This window comes from Dysgonomonas sp. GY75, assembly GCF_015234155.1.
GTDB classification, from domain to species: domain Bacteria; phylum Bacteroidota; class Bacteroidia; order Bacteroidales; family Dysgonomonadaceae; genus Dysgonomonas; species Dysgonomonas gadei.
Genome location: NZ_JADCLQ010000012.1, coordinates 250,897 through 273,553 on the forward strand (window position 1 = coordinate 250,897; position 22,657 = coordinate 273,553).

Genomic DNA, 22,657 nt, shown 5'->3' on the forward strand with positions numbered 1-22,657 from the left:
TACTTTTATACAAAGTAAATTCAAAATTTGGAGACGATGAAAAAAGGGCCGTTAACAATTAAAGATATTGCTAAAGATTTGAATATATCGCCCTCGACTGTGTCGAGGGCTTTAAAAGATAATCCTGATATAAGTCTCGAAACCAGAAAACTGGTACAGGACTATGCGAAAAAATATAAATATAAGCCAAATGCGTTGGCTTTGAGTCTGAGAACACAGCATACCAATATTATAGGAGTTATCGTTCCTGAATTGGCAAACCATTTCTTTTCCGGAGTATTATCGGGAATGGAGACTATTGCTGAGGAGAAAGACTATCATGTGATTGTATGCCAATCGTCGGAAGATTACCTGAAAGAGATACGGAATGTGCAGACTCTTATCAAAGCCCGTGTATGTGGCGTGTTGATTTCGCAGTCGAAAATGACTACAAAATACGACCATTTTCAGGAGTTGATAGATAATGATATACCGGTCATCTTTTTTGATCGTATTTGTACGGGAATTGACTCGGATAAGGTAGTGGTAGATGATTATTCGGGAACATTTACCGCTGTGGAATATATGATAAAGACAGGTTGTAAGCGTATAGCCTTTTTTTCGGCCCCGTTGCATCTCGAAATATCCAAGAACAGGAGAAATGGCTATCTGGATGCATTGCGCAAATACCATCTGCCCGTAGATGAAAATCTGATGCGTATAGCTGATACCAAGCAGCTCGGTTATGAGAGAGCAATGGAGATCTTGCAGGAACCTGACAGGCCGGATGCATTTATGGCGATGAACGACTATACAGCCTCGGGTATATTACTGGCTACAAAAAAGCTTGGGTTGAAAGTGCCGGAAGAGGTTTCAATCTTCGGCTTTTCCAATTCCAATATATCGCAGGATACCGATCCCATGCTTACTACTATGGATCAGCATCCCAAAAAAGTAGGGGAGGAAGCGATGCAGCTTATGTTGGAGAAAATAGAGAATCCGGAAAATATATCGCGAAAGAACAGACTGATAAAGACCTCTTTGATAGCAAGGCAAACCACACGGAAACTGCCCGCCGAAGGAGGAGATTGATTAATACATACTAAATTATACCATGAAACAAAAACCAACACTTACCTTTTGGCAGATCTGGAACCTCAGTTTCGGATTTTTAGGCATTCAAATAGGATATTCATTACAGAGTTCGCAGACCAGCCGTATATTGTCGGCATTGGGTGCCGATCCTCATCATCTACCTTTATTCTGGCTTGCGGCCCCTATAGCCGGGCTGATTGTACAACCGATTATAGGTATGTCGAGCGATCGCACGTGGACAAAGTTGGGACGACGTATTCCGTTTATCCTCGGAGGAGCAATAGTCTCGGCTATAGCTATGTTCTTTATGCCTAATTCGGAGTTCGTTGCAGCTATAATGCCTCCTGTATTTTTCGGGGCATTTATGTTATTGTTCATGGATTGTGCTTTTAATGTTTCTATGCAGCCTTTCCGTTCTTTAGTAGGTGATATGGTAAACGACAAGCAGCGGAATCTGGGTTATTCCACCCAAAGTTTCCTTACCAATGTAGGTGCGGTTGTTGGCTCTTTCCTACCTTTTATCCTTACATGGATTGGTATACAAAATATACCCGCCATAGGAGAAAAAGTAGCACCATCGGTTATCTGGTCATTCTATATAGGGGGGACGGCTCTATTGCTGACAGTTTTATGGACAAGCTTCAGGGTTAAGGAATATCCTCCAAAAGAATACGAAGAATACAATAACATCACTGAGGAAGAAAAGCTGAAGCGGTCTTTTATAGATATTCTTAAAAGTACGCCTAAGACAATGCTTCAATTGGCAGTTGTGCAGTTCTTCTCCTGGTTTGCCTTATTCCTGATGTGGGTATATTCCATTGGAGGAATAGCCGAAAATGTGTGGCATACGACAGATCCCCTGTCTCAGGCTTATAACGATGCCGGCAACTGGAATGGTGTACTGAGTGGGGTATATGGTGTTTTTGCAGTTGTATTTTCTGTTTTTATGGCTCGGATAGCAGATAAGCTGGGACGGAAGAAAGTATATTCGTTCGCGCTGCTTATGGGAGCGTTAGGGCTGGCTTCGATGTATATCTTCGATGATAAATATATGCTGCTGGTATCTATGCTCGGTGTGGGGATTGCCTGGGCGGCTATACTCGCGATGCCTTATGCCATCCTGTCGGCTGCGCTTCCAGCCAGTAAAATGGGTGTATATATGGGGATATTCAATGCAACTATAACTATTCCGCAGATTGTAGCGGGTATAACAGGTGGATTGATATTGAAATATGTTGTGGGAGGAAGCTCTGTTTCTATGCTGGTAGTAGCAGGCGTATCTATGTTATTGGCAGCAATCTCTGTTGCATTTGTACAGGATAAGAATTCAGAGATACAACCGGAGAGTATAAAGTAATATCCATTTAAAATATAATTTATGAGAAATAAACTATTATTTGTGGTCGCTTTAATAGCCCTTATGAGCTATTCATGTAAACAAAAGCCACAGACAGCAATTGATGAACCACAGGAAAAGTGTACTGTACAGCATCTCGATTGGACGCGCAATGCCGTTATTTACGAAGTGAATGTAAGACAATATACCAAAGAGGGCACATTTGCAGCATTCGAGCAACATCTGCCACGGCTAAAAGAGTTGGGCGTCGACGTGCTTTGGTTTATGCCGATACATCCGATATCAGAGAAGAACCGTAAAGGAACTTTGGGCAGCTATTATGCAGTAAAGGACTATAAAGGAATAAATCCTGAGTACGGAACAAAAGAGGACTTCAAGCGGCTTGTCGATAAAGCGCACGAAGCCGGATTTAAGGTGATACTGGATTGGGTGGCCAACCATACAGGTTGTGATAATGTATGGCTCTCTGACCATCCCGACTGGTATGTAAAGGATGAGGCCGGAAATCCAAAAAGTCCATATGACTGGACGGATACTTACGAGTTGAACTACGATAATAAGGATATGCGTGCGGCAATGACGGATGCGTTGAAGTATTGGGTGACAGATTTCAATATCGACGGCTATCGCTGCGATATGGCACATGAAGTGCCTACTGATTTCTGGAACGATGTACGCCCTGCATTAGATAGCATCAAACCTGTATTTATGCTGGCTGAATCAGAAAATTATGACTTACTGGAGCATGCTTTCGATGCTAATTATTCATGGGAGTTGATGCATATGATGTCCGACGTGAATAAAGGAACTAAGACAGCCGAAGATATTCAGGCATACGTTCAGAAACTGGATAGCCTTATGTGTCCGGACGGGTATAAGATGAATTTCCTTACTAACCATGATGAGAATTCATGGAATGGTACCGAGTTTGAACGTTATGGAAAAGGAGTGGAAACTTTTGCCGTGCTCACTTATACTCTGAATGGCATGCCAATGATATATACAGGGCAGGAAGTTGGTTTGAAGAAGCGTCTTTCTTTCTTCGAGAAAGATATGGTACCATCGTGGACAACCAATGCAACCACCGCTTTTTACAAGAAGCTAAACGAACTGAAACATACTCACCCTGCCCTTCGTGCAGGAGAGATAGGTGGTAAGCTAAGATTTTATACATCATCTGCAAGTAAAGATATCTTAATCTATTCGCGTGAGGCGGCAGGTAAAGAGATAATGGTAATGTTAAACCTGTCCGGAAAGAACGTTACTTATCAGAGCAATGACGCTTTAAACAGGGATGACTATGTAGACTATTTCTCAGGGAAGAAGGTCGACAAATTGCCTAATACCCTGAAAGCATGGGAGTACAGAGTATTTACCCGCTAAAATGAAATTATAGCAATAATAAAGGCTCAGATGATAGATTATTCTGAGCCTTCATTATTCTATAATATATGTTATAGCTCTTTGGATACCATATCCAGATGTGCCCTGTAGTTCTTTTCCGATTGTTCGATATTCGGATTCTTCATTACATCATAGAAATGAAAACTATCAAGAGGTTTTAAGCCTACGAATGCATTCATCCGGTGGAAGCCGAACATAACTCCTTTATCTACGCTATGTTGTTTAAAGAACTCATCCTCCAGGGTAAATGCTTCAACCGGAGCATTCCATGTCGTTGTCAGCATATATTTCCGTCCCTGTAACAGCCCGCCTGTGCCATAGTTGCGCGTAGGGTTGGCAGAGCGCCTGCCATCACTGAAATAGATACCGTTCTGGTGACCTGCGGTAAAAACCTCGTCTATATACTTTTTCAAATCGTTCGGCAACTGGAACCACCAGATGGGAGTATGGTAGATAATGACGTCTGCCCATACAAACTTTTCTACCTCTTCTTCAGGTTTATAGCTGTCATTGATATCTGTAGTTTTTACTTCATAACCTTTATTATTTTTGAAGTAATCTACTGTCCAGTCTGTGAGTGTTTTGTTGAACTCTCCTCCCGAATGAGCAAACTTTGGTGCTCCGTTTATTACAAATATCTTTTTCATAATTGCTTTTCTTATTTTTAATTTTCTACTACAAAATTATAACCTTTTTATTGATAAATAAAATAATATAAATTATATATTTGCATCATAATTATAATAAATAAGTATTATGGTAAATCTGGAATGGTTCAGAACATTTAAAGCAATATACGAAACAGGTTCATTAACCTCGGCTGCCAATAAGCTCTACATATCCCAGCCCGGTGTCAGTCTTCATCTGAATTCTTTGGAAGCACATGTCGGAAATAAATTATTTGATAGAGGGACACGTAAGATGTTGCCGACCGAGTATGGGAATATGCTCTATAATTCGATTGTAGATGCCGTGAAGAAACTGGAGGAGGCTGAAGGGCATTTTTACAGGAATGCAGATTCAGTAAGGCCGAGTATCAGCATTGGAATGTGCTTTGAAACGTTCCAGTATGTGCTCGAGCCTTTTATCAGCGAGTTACCTTTCAATCTTATTACAAAGTTTGGAGTATATCAGGATATGCTGAATGATTTGGATAAGGGCTTACTCGATTTTGTTATTTCACCGCAAAAAGACGAAACGTTTAATATTCAGTATACGCCTTTTTCGAAAGAGCGGCTGATACTGATAGCGGGAAGTAAGAATGATGTATCCGGATTCAGAGAGGCTGTAAATACCGGCAATACCGAAACCGCTGAAGACTGGCTGAATAAGCAGGTCTGGTTTGGAACGACAGGGGATATGGAGCATCTCCGCAATTTCTGGCTGCATAATTTCAAGAAAAGGGCCGATTTTAAGCCAAACTATATTGTTCCCAATATGAGTTCGATTATACGTTGTATATCTGGTAAGGAAGGATTTGCTGTTATTCCCGATTTTTTATGTCGCAAGCAGTTGGAAAAAGGAAATATCCAACTTGTGTGGGAAGGTTTCAGCCCAATAGAAAATACGCTGTACTTTGCCCAAAGAAAAAAAACGATTTATAAAAAAGAATTGGCATTGTTACAAGATGTTTTTCTCAAACATATGGCCATCGATGTCAAAGATCAAATCTTACTTTTACAGGATACAGGCAAGTAATAAAGTAAGAACACTGTATAGATAAAATTATACAGTGTTCTTTACATATTTGGGGATATTTTTCTTTATCCTATCGCCAATAAGGCTACGCCTTCAAGCACTGAGTCACCGGCGTTCACATATATTTCAGTTACTTTGCCATCCATAGGTGCTTGTATCGCATTTTCCATTTTCATGGCTTCAAGCATAGCTACTGTCTGGCCTTTTTTCACTTCATCGCCCACATTTACCTGAACTCCGATAACGATACCCGGTAGTGGTGATTTCACTGTACCTGCGCCGCCTCCGGCAGGTTTGTTAGCACTTGGGGCAGCAGCTGTTGCTTTTGGAGCTGCGGCGGCAGGCGCTGGTGCCGCTTTAGCAGCAGGGCGGGCAACGAAATTTACATCCTCGTCGCTGTTTACCAGCTCTACCTTGTAGTTAGTTCCGTTTACAGCTACTTCTGCAAGGTCGCCTTCCATTTTGTTTACGGCTACGATATATTCCTGGCCGTTGATTCTGTATATGAATTGTTTCATGATGATTTTCGAATTTTATTTTCTTACTGGCATTTGAAGCATAGCCTCCCTTTTGTCGGCCCAAGGCAAATAATCTTTCGATACATGTTTTATAGTAAGCACATTGCTTTCTATGTCATGCTGATGCTGTGCATCATATATAGCCAGTGCTATCGCCGCCAATACTTCTTTTGATATATTCTGATCGCTCATTGTTATATTATTTTGAAGGATTACAGAGGCAGGTTGTCATGCTTCTTGGCAGGATTAACTTGCTTTTTGGTTCTCAGTTGTTCCAAAGCGCGGATCACACGGAAACGTGTATTACGCGGTTCGATAACATCGTCGATATATCCATAACGTGCAGCATTGAAAGGATTACAGAATAGTTTGTTGTATTCAGCTTTCTTCGCGGCAAGTGCTTCAGCAGGGTTTTCAGCCTCTTTGATATCTTTAGCATACAATACTTCAGCAGCACCATCAGCACCCATTACTGCGATTTCGGCAGTAGGCCATGCATAGTTGATGTCTCCGCGAAGTTGTTTACAACTCATCACAATGTGAGAACCACCGTAAGATTTGCGAAGAGTCACAGTTACTTTAGGTACAGTAGCTTCACCGTAAGCATAAAGAAGTTTTGCTCCGTGAGTGATTACGCCGCCGTATTCCTGTCCTGTTCCCGGAAGGAATCCCGGAACGTCTACTAATGTTACCAACGGAATATTGAATGCATCGCAGAAACGCACGAAACGAGCAGCTTTGCGTGATGCATTGATGTCTAGCACCCCAGCCAGATATTTAGGTTGGTTTGCTACCACACCTACCGATTGTCCGTTCATACGGGCAAAACCGATAATGATGTTTTTAGCATAATTACCATGTACTTCAAGGAATTCTCCATTGTCTACTACCGCTCCGATAACCTCAAACATATCGTAAGGCTTGTTCGGGTTGTCAGGGATGATTTCATTCAATGAATCTTCCATTCTGGCAATCGGGTCGGTACATTCTTTGCGAGGAGCTTCTTCCATATTGTTTTGAGGAAGGAAGCTATATAAGTGACGGATAAGAGCAAGTCCATCGTCTTCGTTTGCTACAGAGAAATGAGCAACACCTGATTTTGTTGTATGTACACTTGCACCACCGAGTTCTTCCTGAGTAACGTCTTCACCTGTAACAGTTTTTACCACTTTAGGTCCTGTAAGGAACATATAAGACGTACCTTCTGTCATCAGTGTAAAGTCGGTAAGAGCCGGAGAGTATACTGCACCACCGGCACAAGGTCCGAAGATACCTGAAATCTGAGGGATAACACCGGATGCAAGGATGTTGCGTTGGAATATTTCAGCATAACCCGCCAAAGCGTTCACACCTTCCTGAATACGTGCGCCACCCGAGTCGTTGATTCCGATTACCGGAGCACCTACCTTCATTGCCATATCCATTACTTTGCATATCTTCAACGCCATAGTTTCTGACAATGAACCACCGATTACAGTGAAATCCTGTGCAAAAATATAAACCAGACGGCCGTCGATAGTACCGCAACCTGTAACAACACCGTCTCCCAGGAATTTTTGTTTGTCCATTCCGAAGTTTGTACTGCGGTGTTCTACGAACATGTCAAATTCTTCGAAACTTCCTTCGTCAAGGAGGATAGCTATACGTTCGCGTGCTGTGTATTTGCCTTTATCGTGCTGAGAATCGATTCTTTTCTGACCTCCACCCAGACGGGCTTTAGCACGAAGTTCCATTAGCTCTTTTACCTTTTCAAGTTGGCTCATGTTTTAATATTTTAGATTCTAATAAATTAATCTGTTCAACATAAAAATGACCTTACATCATCATCGGGTGAGTAAAGTCATTCTTACTTTATTTGTTTGGATGTTCACACAGTTCGGTGAGGACGCTTCCTGTTGATTTCGGATGAAGGAAAGCTATACTCAGGCCTTCTGCACCACCGCGAGGAGCTTTGTCTATCAATTGTACACCTTTCGATTCCATTTCGGAAAGAGCGTTAGCTACTCCGTCTGCTACGCTGAATGCGATATGATGGATGCCTTCTCCTTTTTTCTCAATAAATTTAGCAATTGTACTATCAGGGCTTGTTGGCTCCAGAAGTTCAATTTTCGTTTGTCCCACTTTGAAGAATGCAGTTTTTACTTTTTGGTCTTCTACAACTTCAATGTTATAACATTTTAGACCTAAAACACCCTCGTAATAAGGTAGTTGTTCTTCGATGCTTTTTACAGCAATACCTAAATGTTCAATGTGTGAAATATCCATGATTTTATCTGAATAAAAAGTTATTATTTAGTTCCGCGCAAAGGTACTATTAAATTATAAGACAACGAAATTAAAATTGTAAAAAAACTTCATTTTTGCACAGAATACCAAAAAGTGTGCAATGTTCATTTTTCTTTTTCTAAATGTTTGTTTTTTAACATTAAAGTATTACTTTTTTCGCGAAGTTTGTTGCGGTCAGTTGATAAAAATCTAGATTTTTCCAGTTGCATTTATTTTTTAATTCTGATTGCATTTCTTAAAAAAAGGCAACAATATTAACGAAAGCAATTAAAAATTAATAATCATTAGTATCCGTTTAGGCAAATTTCTCAAAAATCCGATAATCACGATTGGCGTTAGCTCGGGATAGAGTAAAAAGAGCTATATTCTTTCCAAAACCCAAACGATGCGGTTTCTGGTAGTGTGCATCGGCCAAAATACACAAATCACGCATACTTTCGCAGTCTGAGAGTGGCCCGTATAACATCAGAGTGGTTGATTCCAGAAAAAAATCAATCAATTGGGAGAAAGCATATTTGTCTTGATTCATAACAGATTGCTTCAGTTTCCATATTACCTTTGTTACTTTTTCAATTATCAAGCTCAGAATACCAATATTAGTAACAGCATTAGGAGCCAGACTCCAAACTTTATATAACTTTATGATGTTGATTTATATGAATCTCAAATTTAAGAATCATGGCAAACAATCCTGAAAATATTCTTAGCATATCGGACATCGAGAAAATAATAGAGGGTGAAGATATCGTGGATATATACAACCATAATCTGGCCGGAATCAGAAAAAATTGCGTTTATGCAATGTTACTCTGTATTCCCCTATTGATTATAGCTATATTTTTCAGTAAAATAAATTATGTCAATTATATCATGTGGTTGCTGGCTACTCCGGTAATCATCCTCTTCGGAAAACAATTCTTCATTAAAGCATGGGTGCAAATCCGCCACTTCACAACGAATGTAGATACATTGGTGGCACTGAGCACAGGTACAGCCTATGTTGTAAGTGTGTTCAATACTTTTTATCCTTCTTTCTGGACTGATAAAGGGCTGCAGGCGCATGTATATTTTGAAGTGTCAGCAGTGATTGTAGCATTTGTACTACTGGGAAGGTACCTGGAGTATAAAGCAAAAAGGAACATTACTGTAGCCATCAAACAACTGATAGGGTTACAGCCTGACACAGCCGCAGTAGTCAAAGAAGGGCAACTGGTAAAGACTGCGATAAAAGACATCCGTATAGGAGATAAAATATTCGTAAAACCGGGCGAAAGAATTGCGGTAGACGGGAAAATTACCCAAGGTAGTTCTTTTATCAACGAAAGCATGATCAGCGGGGAAGCAATGCCCGTGGAGAAAAGTGAAGGAAAAAAAGTGTATGCAGGAACAATCAATGAAGCCAACAGCTTTTACTTCGAGGCATATAAGGTAGGTAAAAACACTCTGATCGGCCAAATCGTAAAAATGGTACAAGAGGGGGAAAGCAGCCGCCTCCCGGTTTCAAAAGCGGTGGATAGGGTTTCATCTATATTCATTCCCATTGTAGGGATTGTTGCCATCCTTACATTTTTGACATGGCTACTACTATCTCCCGAAGATGGCTTTACACAGGGACTTTCTTCGATGATAGCCGTATTGATAATGGCCTGCCCATGTGCATTGGGACTTGCAACCCCGACCGCGATTATGGCAGGAATAGATAATGGCGCGGCTAACGGCATCCTGATAAAAGGAGATGAAGCCCTCGAAAACGCCCGGAAACTAACAGCAGTTGTTCTGGACAAAACAGGAACAATAACCGAAGGCATATTCCGAGTTACAGATATGAAATGGCTGACAGGAGCTACGCCTGAACTGAAGGGTATATTATATGGTATCGAATCGTATTCGGAACACCCGCTTGCCGATGCTGTAAAAAACTATATAAGAGACGACATGCGAATAAAACCCGAGATGACAGTATCTTCTTTATCGGGACGCGGACTCATGGGAGAAACCGCGACCAATAAATATTATGTGGGAACATCTAAACTCTTGGGAGAATACAACATAAAGATTTTGGATAAAGAGAAAGAATGGATAGAACGGGAAACCGAAAAGTCAAATACAATTGTCCTCTTTGCAAATGAGAGTTCTCTATTAGCTATTATAGCTATAACCGATGCGGTAAAAGAAACGTCTATGAATGCTATTGAAAGAATGAGGTTGGCAAGATTGAAGCTGTATATGCTCACGGGAGACAGCAAACGCTCAGCCGACATGACTGCCAGAAAAGTGGGAATAGATACGGATAATGTTATGGCCGGAGCTTTACCGGCAGGCAAAGCAGCCTTCGTAAGAGACCTGAAGATACAAGGTGAAACTGTGGCCATGACCGGAGATGGCATCAACGATGTAGGTGCATTGGCAATGGCTGACGTAAGTGTGGCTATGGGCAAAGGCAGCGACATAGCGATGGAGGTGGCACAGGTCACAGTCACCTCATCCGATCTGAATAAACTGATACAGACGATAAACCTATCTAAAATAACTACGAGAACGATACACCAGAATCTATTCTGGGCCTTTATCTTCAATGCTATCGGGATACCGGTTGCGGCAGGCATACTATTTCCCGTAAACGGTTTTCTGTTAGACCCTCTGTTTGCGGGCATTGTTATGGCATTGAGTTCGGTGAGTGTCATCTGCAATAGCCTCCTATTGAGAAGAAAACCAATATAAAAAATTCGATACGCTTATAAACAGAACAGCATAAAGAGAGCTCTTCGACATATTAACCCATATGCAAAAAAACAAGACCGCTCTTTCGAGCGGCCCTGAAATAGTAGTTGTAAAGTGTAAAACTTTCCTTAATTTGCAGATGTGCAATAGTTGGCTTGTTTATCCCACCAGATCGAAGTACTTACATTATCTTTTCCTCCCAAAAGCTGAACACCTTTATCATATTCAGTTTTGTTTATCTGAATCTCATTCTGAGGATATTGTACACGTCTGATAAAATTTGCGGGTTTCTTAATATCCTTATCGCTATTATTATACAGCAATTGATCACGCAATACCGGTACATCCATACGAGGCAAATTCAAACGACGCTTATCGTTCCATGCTTCCATAGACATATCAGGGAACAAAGCAAAATACTTCTGCGTAATAATTTTTTCCAGTTGGGTATTACCCGCTCCGGCAATGTCCTCAAATTTAGCGCTAGTTCCTGCCTGATTCTTATCCATAGAAGTAAGATATTCGGTTACCCCTGAGACACCCCATGTAGTGAATGATGCCTTTACCCCCTTTTCGTATTCCTCTTTGGCATTTCCTGTAATGAATCCGCGTAATGCTGCCTCGGCTTTCAGGAAACAAACTTCTTCGTATAAGAATAGGTCATACGGGCGAGCCTTGTATGGAGCTCCAGCCTGTATAAGAATACCCAATTCAGAATACAATACTGTTTTGTATTGCCCTGTACCATATTCATTTGAAGGTAATCCCGCTGGGATTCCTTTCCAGTCTCCATTTTCATATCCAGGATCGAACATAACCGGCCCGCGCGGATCTACTTTTACCGGATGAACAGTTGAAACAGGAGTTGCAGTCCCAGCATTCAATGCGGCTCTTTTGTTTGATACACCTGTCGGCCAATCGAAACCTCCGATACCTGTCAATAGTTTTTCAAACGACGTCGTCATCATTAAAGGACCGCCCCAAGAAATCTGAAACATTGTATAATTATAATCCTGTCCCCAGTCGCCATTCGCCTTAGGTGGTAAATAAGCATTATCTGCAGGACTATCCAACACTCCGGCAGCAATAGCCGCCTTGGCCTGCTCTGAGCAGAGATTCGAATTCACTTCTGAAAGACGTAAAGCTAAACGCAAACGTAACGAATTCGCAAATTTCTTCCATTTAGCAACATCATTTGCATATATTATATCATAGTTCGAAGCCGTAAAAATAGGCTTAGAACCGGCTTTGCCCAATAAAGCAGCCGCCTCTTCCAATTCTTTAAAGAACTCTTTGTAAGAATCCTCTACCGACTTATACGGAGGATTGTCAACTACTTCCGAATATGGTGCAAACGGAATAGGTCCGAAACAATCGACTCCTTGCGATTGTACATATACACGCCAGATTTTAGCTACAGCTATCGAGTTTGCATATAAATCCGGACTTTCTTCGGAGAGATTTCTGATAACAATATTCAATTGAGCCACCGGAGACTGTATTCGGCGATACAAACGCTGTTGCCAATCTTCATTCATCTGATAATTCTTCGTCGTAAAGTTACCTCCCTCCAGCATTTGAGCGTAAAAATCAACCATAAGCGATTTCACACGTTGCTCATCATCACCTTCTATAGCAGGCATGCTCGTGCGGAAAACAGAAGCCAGTCTGGAATTATTCATATTATAGTCCACATCACCAGTCGGCTCATTCGGATTATCATTGAGGTTTGTTATATCGCATCCCACGAATACCGAAGTAAGGAGCAAACATCCCAGAAATATTTTTGTGATTTTCATATTGAATTCTTTTTTAAGTGAATAAATCCTTTTCATCAAAACGAAACATTAACATTGAATCCAAGGCTTCTCATTGTAGGCATTGAACCAAACTCAACCCCCTGTACAGTATTCCCGTTACTAAATCCAGCTTCAGGATCGAACCCTTTAGTCTTGCTGTAAATCATAAATAGATTACGTGCAACAAAGCCAACCTTAAGCCCACTGAAAGGAGTCTTCGTCAAAAGAGAGCGAGGGAAAGTATATCCTATATTCAATTCGCGTAAACGCGCATTTGTCGCATCATACATAAAGGCTTCGGTAATACCTGATATTTCGGTCCAATATTTTTGTGCAGTAACAGATGTGGAATTAGCTGTTCCATTAGCTAGCAAGCCCGGCACAACCATACCATCACGACCATCCAGAGTCATTGCCAAATTACCATAACGTGTACCTGTTTGTATAGATCCCATATATACATCCCCACCATAATTGAGGTCAATCAAGAAACTTAAAGACAAATTTTTGTAAGTAAAAGTATTTGTCCATCCCATCATCCATTCAGGCTGGTTATTACCCAGCTTTTTCATCTCGCTGGCACGCACAGGAATACCATTATCCCCGATTAAGATACTTCCATCTTTGTTGCGCTCGTAAGCATAACCGTAAATATCGCCATATGAACCGCCTTCCTCTGCTACTATCTGTAAGAAACTAATGCCGGTTCCATCACTTAAGATTTGTTTTTTTGTATCTTTTGACAATGAGACAATCTTATTTTCATTCTTCGACCAGTTCAACAATGTCTCCCATTGGAATCCGCTTGCCGTCTTTACAGGTGTACCGAATAAGGCTAGTTCCCAACCTTTATTTTGTATATTACCTGCATTAATCATCTTATACTGGTAACCTGTAGCTGCCGGAACAGATATCTTTAATATTTGATCCTTAGCGTTCTTCTTGTAATAAGAAAGATCTACGCCGAGCCTATTATCGAAGCCTCTTAACTCTAAGCCCAGCTCCCATGATTCGATAGTTTCATTCTTAAGATCGAGATTGGCAATCCAGTTTTTATTTGTTACATTGTATATCCCTCCTTTTATATCATATAGAGTAGTGAAATAGTCCCGAAGCATATAGGGATCTGTATCATTTCCTACCTGTGCCCATGATGCACGCAATTTACCGAAAGTCAGTGGCCCTGTATTATGCCCCATGTTTTCCAACATTTGCGTAAACACCCAACTAGCACCTACCGACGGATAGAAATATGAGTAATTATCTTTCGGCAAAGTAGAAGACCAGTCATTACGCCCTGTCAGATCCAGATACAAGTAATTGTCCCAAGACAAAGAAGCTGTTGCATACAAAGAATTAATCTCTTTACGACTCGTACTTGCCTCTACTGCCTGATGAGCTTTTCCATTTGTTATCGAATAGAAATCCGGAATTTCTAACTCTCCTGACCAACTATTGGTAAAAGATGTGGAACGGTACATAATATTTCCACCGAAAGTACCCAGCACTCCAAACTTACCGGCGTTGCCTTTAGCCGTAAACAGAAAGTCTGAATTCAACTCCTTAAAACCTTCTTGTTGAACACGGTAACTACCTCCCTGTTCCCAATATGGGTTACCTGTAGCACGTATAGTTTCATATCGGAAATTATAATTATCCATACCTGTACGTAATTTCAGGCTCAACCAATCGGTGAAAGTGAAGTCCAAGGCCGCAAAACTAATATAACGATCTCTCTTATCGGAGTTTCTGTTGCGCTCAGTAGACCAATAAGGACTGCGAGGAGCTGACCCATGATCCAGCACATAAGCTGCCGGTTTTCCATCAGCTCGTTTCCAATCATTTCCCCGATAAGGCTCCCAGTCGGAAAATCCTATACTGCGAGGCATCATCAGATAGTCATAAAATATATTGTTAGGGTCGGCGGCTAAAGCTATACGGTTCTTTGTATTCTGATTAATATAATTGACTTTAAAGTCGACAGACAACCATTTAGCCAGTTTAGCAGTCGTACGAACAGTAAGAGATGTACGGTCCATTCCGCTGTTAGGCACCACAGCTTTATTATCTAAGCGTGTCGCCGAAGCACGGAATGTCATATCTTCACTATTCTTACTTACATCCAAACTGTTTGTCCAACTAGATCCCGTACGCAAAAAGTCTTTGTACAGATTGTTATCCCTGGCTGAATAAGGATATTTCCCCAATGCCATTTCAGCTGTCTGACCGTCCATTTTAGGGCCCCAACTACCAAACTGATTATTATCAAAACTCCCATTAGATCCTTGCCCGTAAACATTTTGATATTCTGGTGTCTGCATCGGGTTATCGATTGTCAGGTTCGTATTAAATGTAATACCGACCCCTTTACCCGAAGTCCCTTTTTTAGTTGTAATCATAACAACCCCATTACCAGCACGGCTACCATAGAGAGCTGCAGCTGCAGGCCCTTTCAGCACCGATATGCTTTCGATATCGTCAGGCGAGATATCCGAGATCCCCGAGCCTTTATCGGCAAGGCTGTTTCCCCAATAGTCATCAGTCTTACTACTGAAGTTATCGATGGGCACGCCATCTACTACTACCAGTGGCTGATTGTTACCCGCGATAGAGTTATTACCGCGAATCACAATTCTTGTCGATCCACCGACACCAGTACCGCTTTGCTTGATCTGCACCCCGGCAATTTTTCCCGCAAGAGAATTGGCCACGTTTGCATCACGCGTTTCAGTCAAGTTATCACCTTTCACTTCTTGCATAGCATACCCCAAAGATTTCCGGTCACGCTTAATACCTAAAGCAGTAACGACGACCTCATCAAGCACCTTCGAGTCTTCAATAAGTGAGACTTTAAACGTTGTTTGTCCGTTAACCTCCACTTCTTTCGAGTGAAATCCCACATAGGTCACAGTTAATGTTCCATTAGAAGCAACAGAAAGAGTAAAATCTCCATCAACGCCCGTCATTGTTCCGTTTGTAGTACCTTTTTCCGATACTGTAGCTCCGGCCAAAGGTTCTCCGGTAGCATCAGTAACCACACCTTTTACTGTAATCTTACTTCCTGTTTGTGAGTAAACAGCACCACTCAGCATCATGAAAAATGTAAGAAGATAAATGAAAGCATGGACATTACGCCCAAAAGGATTAATCCTTTTCCTTTTAATTTTACACATCATAGTTTTTTTTATTTAAGGGTTCAGCACATTTATATGCAAATGTATAAGAGAAAATAATACAAACATAATGCAAAGTGTTAATTAACATTTTGGATATTTTAAAACTTAAAAAACAATCACAAAACAACAACAGACTAATAATAGGACACTTAACAAAGTAAAAGTATGTAAAGAAAATAGTTAATTTGTGAAAATATGTTATTAAACATATTCAAAAAAAACACAACAACCAAAAACTCGCACCCAAATCTTAATTAACATTTGATAAAAAGCATCTATACCTAGATAAACATAATCCATAAGACCTACACCTAAACGAATCTTACAAACAAAATACATTGAAATAATTGCATAAAAAAGAGCAAAATATAAAATAAAACTATAAGGAATAAAACATTATAAACAACATCTATGAAGCACGTCTAAAAAAAACTCTTTAAACGCAATTTGCAATCTACACTGAACAAAATGCTATATTTTTGTCCCAGTGCGCATTTAATTACCAATATCGATAAAATATATGAGTCATTTTATTCTTTTTTGACAAATAAAAAAAGTATATTTGTGTCCTGTAAAACAAAGTATGTTAAAAAAGAAATTATGAGTTCAAATCTATATGATTTTTTACCCATATTGATGCAGATAGCTTTTTCTGTCGTATTTGTCTTTGCTACAGTACTTGCATCAAATATGTTAGGGCCAAAACGCAAAAATGCACGAAAACAGGCAAACTTCGAATGCGGTCTCGATCCCATAGGCAATGCACGTTCGCCTTTCCCTATTAAGTATTTTCTGGTTGCGATACTCTTCGTTCTGTTTGATATAGAAATCGTATTCATGTACCCTTGGGCTGTAAACTTCAAGGCTATTGGATGGGATGGATTATTGAAAATGGGCGGATTTATTGCATTATTACTTGTAGGTTATCTATACATCGTGAAGCGTAAAGCTTTAGAGTGGGAAAAATAACTAAAAGAAGATATATAAAGTTATAATCCAGAACCATTACCCGCTATTATTGTTATCACAAAAGAGAGGGTTAATAAGGTTTTAAGATTTTAATATAAAAGAAATATGAGCAAGTCTTCTAATATAAATGTAGTACCAGCTCCTGATGGATACACAGGACATGGATTTTTTGCTACAAAATTCGATTATGTCATAGGACTGGCACGCGCCAATTCTCTATGGCCTTTACCATTTGCCACATCATGCTGCGGCATCGAATTCATGGCTACAATGGCTTCAACCTATGATATGGGACGTTTTGGCGCAGAGCGAAACAGTTTTTCTCCCCGTCAGGCCGACATGTTACTCGTTATGGGAACCATATCAAAAAAAATGGTTCCTATTCTCCGTCACGTATACGAACAAATGGCTGAACCTAAATGGGTCATCGCCGTAGGGGCTTGCGCTTCATCGGGTGGCATATTCGATACTTATTCCGTGTTGCAAGGTATAGATAAGGTTATTCCGGTAGATGTATATGTACCCGGATGCCCTCCCCGCCCGGAACAGATACTCGATGGAGTGATGCAATTGCAGGAACTGGTAAAACACGAATCTATCCATCGCAGAGGTTCGGACAGATACGACAAATTACTTGAATCATATAAATTTGAATAAATAGGCATAATGGCACTTGAAACTACAGTTATTGAAAGTAAGATAAGTGAAAAGTTCGGGTCAGAAGTTCTTAACTTCAGAATGGAACACGATATTTTTGTATTCGAGGCTACACCTGCTGTCATTAAAGACGTGATCCGTTTTATGAAAGAGGATGAAACGCTACGTTTTAACTTCATGACTGACCTTTGCGGTGTACATTATCCCGACAATGATAAAAGTGCGCAATTTGCTGTAGTATATTTACTACACAATTGGATAGATAATGTTAGGGTAAGAATAAAGACGTACCTGAACGGAGACGAACCGGAAATAGATACTCTGGTGGAAGTTTTTGCAACTGCCAACTGGATGGAACGCGAAACCTATGATTTTTACGGCATTATCTTCAAAGGACACCCTAACCTGAAGCGTATATTGAACGATGAAGGCATGATCTCTTTCCCTATGCGTAAAGAGTTTCCTCTCGAAGATTCGGGCCGTACAGACAAAGACGACCGTTTCTTCGGAAGAACGCCTAACAACTATGAACCAAATAAATAAAGCAAAGTAAGGAAATGTCAGACCAACTAATAAATCCCGAACATCGCTTTGCGAAAATAGTAAGAGAACAGAAGTTCGATGACGGAAGAGAGTTGAATATATTAAACTTCGGCCCTACTCACCCGTCTACCCATGGTGTATTCCAGAATATACTGCTGATGGATGGTGAACGTATTCTGGATGCAGATACTACGATCGGATACATACATCGTGCTTTTGAAAAAATTGCCGAACGCAGAACGTTCTATCAGATCACAACACTTACCGACCGGCTCAATTACTGTTCCTCCCCCATCAACAACATGGCATGGTGGATGACTGTAGAAAAAGCATTGGGAGTCGAAGTTCCGAAGCGTGCGCAATATATGCGTGTCATAGTTATGGAACTGGCTCGTATCACAGACCACCTTATATGTAATTCTATATTAGGTGTCGATCTGGGCGCATATACTCCTTTCCTCTATGTAATGAAGTATCGTGAGCTCGCATATGAAATCTATGAAGAAATCTGTGGAGCCCGCCTAACCACTAATATGGGGCGTATCGGAGGTTTTGAGCGTGACTGGAGTGAGGCTGCATGGCGCAAACTGGATGAATTCCTCGAAGGATTCCCTAAAGCATGGGGACAACTCGAAGCTCTTTTTGTTCGCAACCGTATATTTATGGATCGTATTGTCGGAGTTGGTGCAATCTCAGCAGAGAAAGCAATGAATTACGGCTTTACAGGCCCTAATCTCCGTGCTACCGGTATCGACTATGATGTACGTGTGGCAAAACCTTACAGTTCATACGAGGATTTCAACTTTACCGTTCCTGTCGGAGAATCGGGCGACACTTACGACCGCTGGTGTGTACGTGCTGCCGAAATAAAAGAAAGTCTGAAAATCATTCGTCAGGCACGTGACAATATGCCTGAAGGCTCATACCATGCAGATGTCCCTGATTATTACCTTCCACCGAAAGAAGAAGTATATACAGAGATGGAAGCACTGATACAGCACTTTAAGATTGTGATGGGTGAAGTTCCCGTTCCCGTAACCGAAGTATACCACTCGGTAGAAGGAGCAAATGGAGAATTGGGTGTATACCTGATTACAGACGGTTCGCGTGTACCATACAGGGTTCATTTCCGCAGGCCGTGCTTTATTTATTATCAGGCATTCCCTGAAATGATAAAAGGCGGACTATTTTCGGATGCCGTGGCAACCCTTTCAAGTATAAATGTTATTGCCGGAGAATTAGATGCATAATCTAATATACCAATATGAAAATGTGTCAATGTGCCAATTGAATATAATAATATAAAAAAGCTAATAGCTAAAGGCTAACAGCTAACAGCTAAAAACAATGGAACAAGTAAGAGATTACAAACAAATAATAAACATGTCGGAAGAATTGATGGCACGCATCAATGAATTGTTGAGCCATTATCCTGCCGACAAAAAGAAATCGGCGCTGCTTCCTGTACTTCACGCTGTGCAAGATGCTCATGACAACTGGCTGAGCCTCGAACTCATGGATAAGGTAGCCGAAATATTAGAGATAACTCCTATCGAGGTGTACGAAGTTGTGACATTCTACTCAATGTTCAACCAGAAACCGATAGCAAAATATATGTTTGAATTCTGCCGTACAGCTTGCTGCGGATTACGCGGAGGAGAAGACCTGATGGACTATACCTGTCAGAAACTCGGGGTTAAACAGGGTGAGATTACTCCCGACGGCATGTTTAGTGTTGTGGGCGTAGAGTGTCTCGGTGCGTGTGGCTATGGCCCCATGCTTCAATTGGGAGACAACTATCACGAGAACCTGACAAAGGAAAAGATAGATACGCTCATAGAAGATTGTAAAGAAGGAAAAGTAAACCTATATTAATTGCGATGGCTAAAAAGATATTATTTGAAAAATTAGATATTCCCGGAATACAGGAATACGAGGTTTATCGCAAGAACGGCGGTTATGCATCTGTAGAAAAAGCGCTGAAAACAATGACTCCCGACGAAGTCGTTGAACAAGTGAAAACTTCAGGCATGCGTGGTCGTGGAGGAGCCGGTTTCCCTATGGGTATGAAGTGGAGCTTCATCGACAAGAAGTCGGGAAAGCCACGCCATCTGGTAGTAAACGCCGACGAATCGGAACCGGGTACATTCAAAGACCGTTTCCTGATGCACCACATTCCTCATTTACTTATCGAAGGTGCTATCGTTTCCAGCTATGCTCTGGAAGCAAATCTCTCTTATATCTATATCCGCGGAGAATATATGTGGATATTCAAGATATTGGAAAAAGCAATAAAAGAAGCCTATGCCAACGGTTGGCTGGGTAAAAATATATTAGGTACAGGATATGACCTCGACCTTTATGTACACTGTGGTGCAGGAGCTTATATCTGCGGAGAAGAAACCGCACTGATAGAATCCCTCGAAGGTAAACGGGGAAATCCACGCATCAAACCGCCATTCCCTGCTGTAAGCGGACTTTGGAATGAACCTACTGTAGTAAATAACGTAGAATCCATCTCTACCGTTTCATGGATAATAAACAATGGCGGTGAAGAATATGCAAAAATCGGAGTCGGCAGATCGACAGGTACTAAACTAATGTCAGCTTCGGGACATATCAAAAATCCGGGAGTATACGAAATAGAATTGGGCATGTCCGTCGATGAATTTTTTAATTCGGATGAATATTGTGGCGGTATGCTGGACGACCGCCCTCTCAAGGCTGTTATACCGGGCGGATGCTCCGTGCCAATCCTGCCTCCTCAATATATATTCAAAACAGCAAACGGAGAGGACCGCCTGTTATCTTACGAGTCTCTTTCCGACGGTGGATTTGTAACAGGTTCGTCACTGGGTTCAGGAGGATTTATCGTTTATAACGATACTGCCTGTATCGTTCGCAATACCTGGAATTTCTCCCGCTTCTTCCACCACGAAAGCTGCGGACAATGTTCTCCTTGCCGCGAAGGAACAGGATGGATGGATAAAATACTTCACCGCATCGAAACCGGTTTCGGCCGTGAAGAAGACATAGACCTTCTATGGAGTATACAAAGCAAGATAGAAGGAAACACAATATGCCCGCTGGGTGATGCCGCCTCGTGGCCTGTGGCTGCTGCCATACGTCACTTCCGTGAAGAATTCGAATATCATGTCCGTTTCCCTGAAAAGATTAAGGACAGGAACCACTTTGTAAATGAACCGATGGAAAAAGTCAGACATTTATTGAAGCCGTTAGCCAGTAGCCTTTAGCTGTTAGCAAAACGGATTATCATTATATATTTATATTATTCTAAAAATGCTAATAGCTATAAGCTAAAGGCTAACAGCTAAGAAAATGAAAGTTACAATAGATGGACATATTATAGAGGTCGAAGCAGGAACTACCGTTCTGCAAGCTGCACGCATGATTGGCGGAGCAAGCGTTCCTCCTACTATGTGTTATTACTCCAAACTCAAAGATTGCGGTGGTAAATGTCGCTGTTGCCTGGTAGAAATAAGCAAAGGCAGTGAGAGAGACCCGCGTCCTATGCCAAAACTTCAGCCATCGTGCGTTACAGCCGTACAGGATGGAATGGAAGTATTAAGCGCTAACTCTCCGCGCGCATTGGAGGCTCGCCAGGCTGTTACCGAGTTTTTGTTAATCAACCACCCACTCGATTGCCCTGTTTGCGACCAGGCAGGAGAATGTGATTTGCAAAACCTCGCATATGGCAACGGAAACTTCAAATCGCGCTATATAGAAGAAAAACGTACTTTCGAGCCCGAAAACATCGGCCCGTATATACAGTTGCACATGAACCGATGTATCTTGTGTTACCGTTGTGTAAAATTAGCTGACCAGCTGACCCCTGAACGAGTTCATGGCGTAGTCGGACGTGGCGACCATGCTGAAATATCTACTTACATCGAACGGGCAATAGACAACGACTTTTCGGGAAATGTAATCGACGTATGTCCTGTAGGGGCACTGACCGATAAAACATTCCGCTTCAAATCGCGTGTATGGTTCAATAAACCCTTCAATGCGCACCGTCATTGCACCAAATGTTCGGGTAAAGTTACATTATGGATGTTCGGAGATGCCGTTCAGCGTGTTACTGCACGCAAGGATGAATGGCATGAGGTAGAGGATTTCATCTGCAACGAATGCCGTTTCGAACATAAGAATGTAGAAGACTGGATTGTGGAAGGCCCTCGTAAATTTGAGAAGCCATCTGTAATCAATGTCAATAACTATACCACTCATCTGAAAAAGGTAAAAATTGAAACCGAGGAGCTTGTACTCGAAGGCAGGGATGAAGACCGAAAGAAAATAAGTATGTCCGGTTCGCCTTATGATGAAAAGGAAAAAGAAGCTATAGAGAAAACAAAAGAAGAATGATATAAATGATGAGTTATAAGTTATGAATGATGAGTTCACATCATGATAGCTGTTAACTAATGACTGATA

At 41.2% G+C, this 22,657-nt stretch carries 20 protein-coding genes; 12 read left to right on the forward strand and 8 right to left on the reverse strand.

The features are described from left to right. The first annotated feature begins 36 nt into the window (after window positions 1-36). Genes IR083_RS06405 through IR083_RS06415 form a run of 3 tightly spaced genes read left to right on the forward strand, consistent with a single transcriptional unit; the run spans window position 37 to window position 3,814 of the window. Window positions 37-1,071, forward strand: a complete 1,035-nt coding sequence (locus IR083_RS06405) for a LacI family DNA-binding transcriptional regulator (protein ID WP_194223663.1) — start codon at window positions 37-39, stop codon at window positions 1,069-1,071. Between the two features lie 22 nt (window positions 1,072-1,093). Beyond that, complete coding sequence (locus IR083_RS06410) at window positions 1,094-2,431, forward strand: SLC45 family MFS transporter (RefSeq protein WP_194223664.1); 1,338 nt, start codon at window positions 1,094-1,096, stop codon at window positions 2,429-2,431. 21 nt (window positions 2,432-2,452) lie between these two features. Further along, on the forward strand, window positions 2,453-3,814 hold the full coding sequence (locus IR083_RS06415; protein ID WP_194223665.1) for an alpha-amylase family glycosyl hydrolase: 1,362 nt from the start codon (window positions 2,453-2,455) through the stop codon (window positions 3,812-3,814). A 71-nt stretch (window positions 3,815-3,885) separates the two neighbouring features. On the opposite strand, the gene IR083_RS06420 is transcribed toward IR083_RS06415, so the two are convergent. Continuing rightward, on the reverse strand, window positions 3,886-4,482 hold the full coding sequence (locus IR083_RS06420) for an NAD(P)H-dependent oxidoreductase (protein WP_194223666.1): 597 nt from the start codon (window positions 4,480-4,482) through the stop codon (window positions 3,886-3,888). A 109-nt stretch (window positions 4,483-4,591) separates the two neighbouring features. On the opposite strand from IR083_RS06420, the gene IR083_RS06425 reads away from it, so the two are divergent. Further along, a complete protein-coding gene (locus IR083_RS06425) occupies window positions 4,592-5,533 on the forward strand; it encodes a LysR family transcriptional regulator (RefSeq protein WP_194223667.1) in 942 nt (313 codons plus the stop codon). A 65-nt stretch (window positions 5,534-5,598) separates the two neighbouring features. Here the strand turns inward: IR083_RS06425 and IR083_RS06430 are convergent, their stop codons facing one another. From IR083_RS06430 to IR083_RS24465, 5 genes are all read right to left on the reverse strand, one after another. After that, the gene (locus IR083_RS06430) at window positions 5,599-6,051 is read right to left on the reverse strand and encodes a biotin/lipoyl-containing protein (RefSeq protein ID WP_006798573.1); all 453 of its coding nucleotides are present in this window, start codon (window positions 6,049-6,051) and stop codon (window positions 5,599-5,601) included. 15 nt (window positions 6,052-6,066) lie between these two features. Next, window positions 6,067-6,243, reverse strand: coding sequence for a hypothetical protein (locus tag IR083_RS06435; RefSeq protein ID WP_194223668.1), 177 nt, complete (start codon window positions 6,241-6,243; stop codon window positions 6,067-6,069). Between the two features lie 20 nt (window positions 6,244-6,263). After that, window positions 6,264-7,814 (reverse strand): acyl-CoA carboxylase subunit beta, encoded by a 1,551-nt coding sequence (locus IR083_RS06440; protein WP_006798575.1) that lies wholly within the window; start codon window positions 7,812-7,814, stop codon window positions 6,264-6,266. Window positions 7,815-7,902: 88 nt separating this feature from the next. Beyond that, entirely contained in the window at window positions 7,903-8,316 is a 414-nt protein-coding gene (gene mce / locus IR083_RS06445) for a methylmalonyl-CoA epimerase (RefSeq protein ID WP_006798576.1), read from the reverse strand. A 316-nt stretch (window positions 8,317-8,632) separates the two neighbouring features. Then, window positions 8,633-8,866, reverse strand: a complete 234-nt coding sequence (locus tag IR083_RS24465; RefSeq protein WP_206759852.1) for a hypothetical protein — start codon at window positions 8,864-8,866, stop codon at window positions 8,633-8,635. A 149-nt stretch (window positions 8,867-9,015) separates the two neighbouring features. Here IR083_RS24465 and IR083_RS06450 point away from each other — a divergent pair, with 149 nt between their 5' ends. Next, window positions 9,016-11,058 carry a copper-translocating P-type ATPase gene (locus tag IR083_RS06450; protein ID WP_194223669.1) on the forward strand — a complete coding sequence of 681 codons (2,043 nt, stop codon included), beginning with the start codon at window positions 9,016-9,018 and terminating at the stop codon, window positions 11,056-11,058. 128 nt (window positions 11,059-11,186) lie between these two features. On the opposite strand, the gene IR083_RS06455 is transcribed toward IR083_RS06450, so the two are convergent. Both IR083_RS06455 and IR083_RS06460 read right to left on the reverse strand, forming a co-directional pair. Further along, window positions 11,187-12,857, reverse strand: a complete 1,671-nt coding sequence (locus IR083_RS06455) for a SusD/RagB family nutrient-binding outer membrane lipoprotein (protein ID WP_006798579.1) — start codon at window positions 12,855-12,857, stop codon at window positions 11,187-11,189. 35 nt (window positions 12,858-12,892) lie between these two features. Continuing rightward, window positions 12,893-15,952: a SusC/RagA family TonB-linked outer membrane protein gene (locus IR083_RS06460; RefSeq protein WP_317174699.1), complete on the reverse strand. Its 3,060-nt coding sequence runs from the start codon at window positions 15,950-15,952 to the stop codon at window positions 12,893-12,895. A gap of 681 nt (window positions 15,953-16,633) precedes the next feature. Between IR083_RS06460 and IR083_RS06465 the strand changes: the two genes are divergently transcribed. From IR083_RS06465 to IR083_RS06495, 7 genes are all read left to right on the forward strand, one after another. Next, window positions 16,634-17,002: an NADH-quinone oxidoreductase subunit A gene (locus IR083_RS06465; protein ID WP_006798581.1), complete on the forward strand. Its 369-nt coding sequence runs from the start codon at window positions 16,634-16,636 to the stop codon at window positions 17,000-17,002. A gap of 105 nt (window positions 17,003-17,107) precedes the next feature. After that, entirely contained in the window at window positions 17,108-17,659 is a 552-nt protein-coding gene (locus IR083_RS06470; RefSeq protein WP_194223671.1) for an NADH-quinone oxidoreductase subunit B, read from the forward strand. A gap of 9 nt (window positions 17,660-17,668) precedes the next feature. Next, window positions 17,669-18,202: an NADH-quinone oxidoreductase subunit C gene (locus IR083_RS06475; RefSeq protein ID WP_006798583.1), complete on the forward strand. Its 534-nt coding sequence runs from the start codon at window positions 17,669-17,671 to the stop codon at window positions 18,200-18,202. Between the two features lie 14 nt (window positions 18,203-18,216). Beyond that, window positions 18,217-19,452, forward strand: coding sequence for an NADH dehydrogenase (quinone) subunit D (gene nuoD / locus IR083_RS06480; protein WP_194223672.1), 1,236 nt, complete (start codon window positions 18,217-18,219; stop codon window positions 19,450-19,452). Between the two features lie 97 nt (window positions 19,453-19,549). Next, window positions 19,550-20,077 (forward strand): complex I 24 kDa subunit family protein, encoded by a 528-nt coding sequence (nuoE, locus tag IR083_RS06485; RefSeq protein WP_194223673.1) that lies wholly within the window; start codon window positions 19,550-19,552, stop codon window positions 20,075-20,077. Between the two features lie 5 nt (window positions 20,078-20,082). Continuing rightward, the gene (gene nuoF / locus IR083_RS06490) at window positions 20,083-21,456 is read left to right on the forward strand and encodes an NADH-quinone oxidoreductase subunit NuoF (RefSeq protein WP_194223674.1); all 1,374 of its coding nucleotides are present in this window, start codon (window positions 20,083-20,085) and stop codon (window positions 21,454-21,456) included. Between the two features lie 85 nt (window positions 21,457-21,541). Then, entirely contained in the window at window positions 21,542-22,588 is a 1,047-nt protein-coding gene (locus IR083_RS06495; RefSeq protein WP_194223675.1) for a 2Fe-2S iron-sulfur cluster-binding protein, read from the forward strand. Window positions 22,589-22,657: the final 69 nt, after the last annotated feature.

Coding starts and splice junctions, on each gene's coding strand:
- IR083_RS06420 (WP_194223666.1), bottom strand. CDS start 4,482: ATGAAAAAGATATTTGTAATAAACGGAGCACCAAAGTTTGCTCATTCG.
- IR083_RS06425 (WP_194223667.1), top strand. CDS start 4,592: ATGGTAAATCTGGAATGGTTCAGAACATTTAAAGCAATATACGAAACA.
- IR083_RS06405 (WP_194223663.1), top strand. CDS start 37: ATGAAAAAAGGGCCGTTAACAATTAAAGATATTGCTAAAGATTTGAAT.
- IR083_RS06435 (WP_194223668.1), bottom strand. CDS start 6,243: ATGAGCGATCAGAATATATCAAAAGAAGTATTGGCGGCGATAGCACTG.
- IR083_RS06455 (WP_006798579.1), bottom strand. CDS start 12,857: ATGAAAATCACAAAAATATTTCTGGGATGTTTGCTCCTTACTTCGGTA.
- IR083_RS06475 (WP_006798583.1), top strand. CDS start 17,669: ATGGCACTTGAAACTACAGTTATTGAAAGTAAGATAAGTGAAAAGTTC.
- nuoF (WP_194223674.1), top strand. CDS start 20,083: ATGGCTAAAAAGATATTATTTGAAAAATTAGATATTCCCGGAATACAG.
- IR083_RS06410 (WP_194223664.1), top strand. CDS start 1,094: ATGAAACAAAAACCAACACTTACCTTTTGGCAGATCTGGAACCTCAGT.
- IR083_RS06440 (WP_006798575.1), bottom strand. CDS start 7,814: ATGAGCCAACTTGAAAAGGTAAAAGAGCTAATGGAACTTCGTGCTAAA.
- IR083_RS06415 (WP_194223665.1), top strand. CDS start 2,453: ATGAGAAATAAACTATTATTTGTGGTCGCTTTAATAGCCCTTATGAGC.
- mce (WP_006798576.1), bottom strand. CDS start 8,316: ATGGATATTTCACACATTGAACATTTAGGTATTGCTGTAAAAAGCATC.
- nuoD (WP_194223672.1), top strand. CDS start 18,217: ATGTCAGACCAACTAATAAATCCCGAACATCGCTTTGCGAAAATAGTA.
- IR083_RS06495 (WP_194223675.1), top strand. CDS start 21,542: ATGAAAGTTACAATAGATGGACATATTATAGAGGTCGAAGCAGGAACT.
- IR083_RS06470 (WP_194223671.1), top strand. CDS start 17,108: ATGAGCAAGTCTTCTAATATAAATGTAGTACCAGCTCCTGATGGATAC.
- IR083_RS06430 (WP_006798573.1), bottom strand. CDS start 6,051: ATGAAACAATTCATATACAGAATCAACGGCCAGGAATATATCGTAGCC.
- IR083_RS24465 (WP_206759852.1), bottom strand. CDS start 8,866: ATGAATCAAGACAAATATGCTTTCTCCCAATTGATTGATTTTTTTCTG.
- IR083_RS06460 (WP_317174699.1), bottom strand. CDS start 15,952: ATGATGCTGAGTGGTGCTGTTTACTCACAAACAGGAAGTAAGATTACA.
- nuoE (WP_194223673.1), top strand. CDS start 19,550: ATGGAACAAGTAAGAGATTACAAACAAATAATAAACATGTCGGAAGAA.
- IR083_RS06450 (WP_194223669.1), top strand. CDS start 9,016: ATGGCAAACAATCCTGAAAATATTCTTAGCATATCGGACATCGAGAAA.
- IR083_RS06465 (WP_006798581.1), top strand. CDS start 16,634: ATGAGTTCAAATCTATATGATTTTTTACCCATATTGATGCAGATAGCT.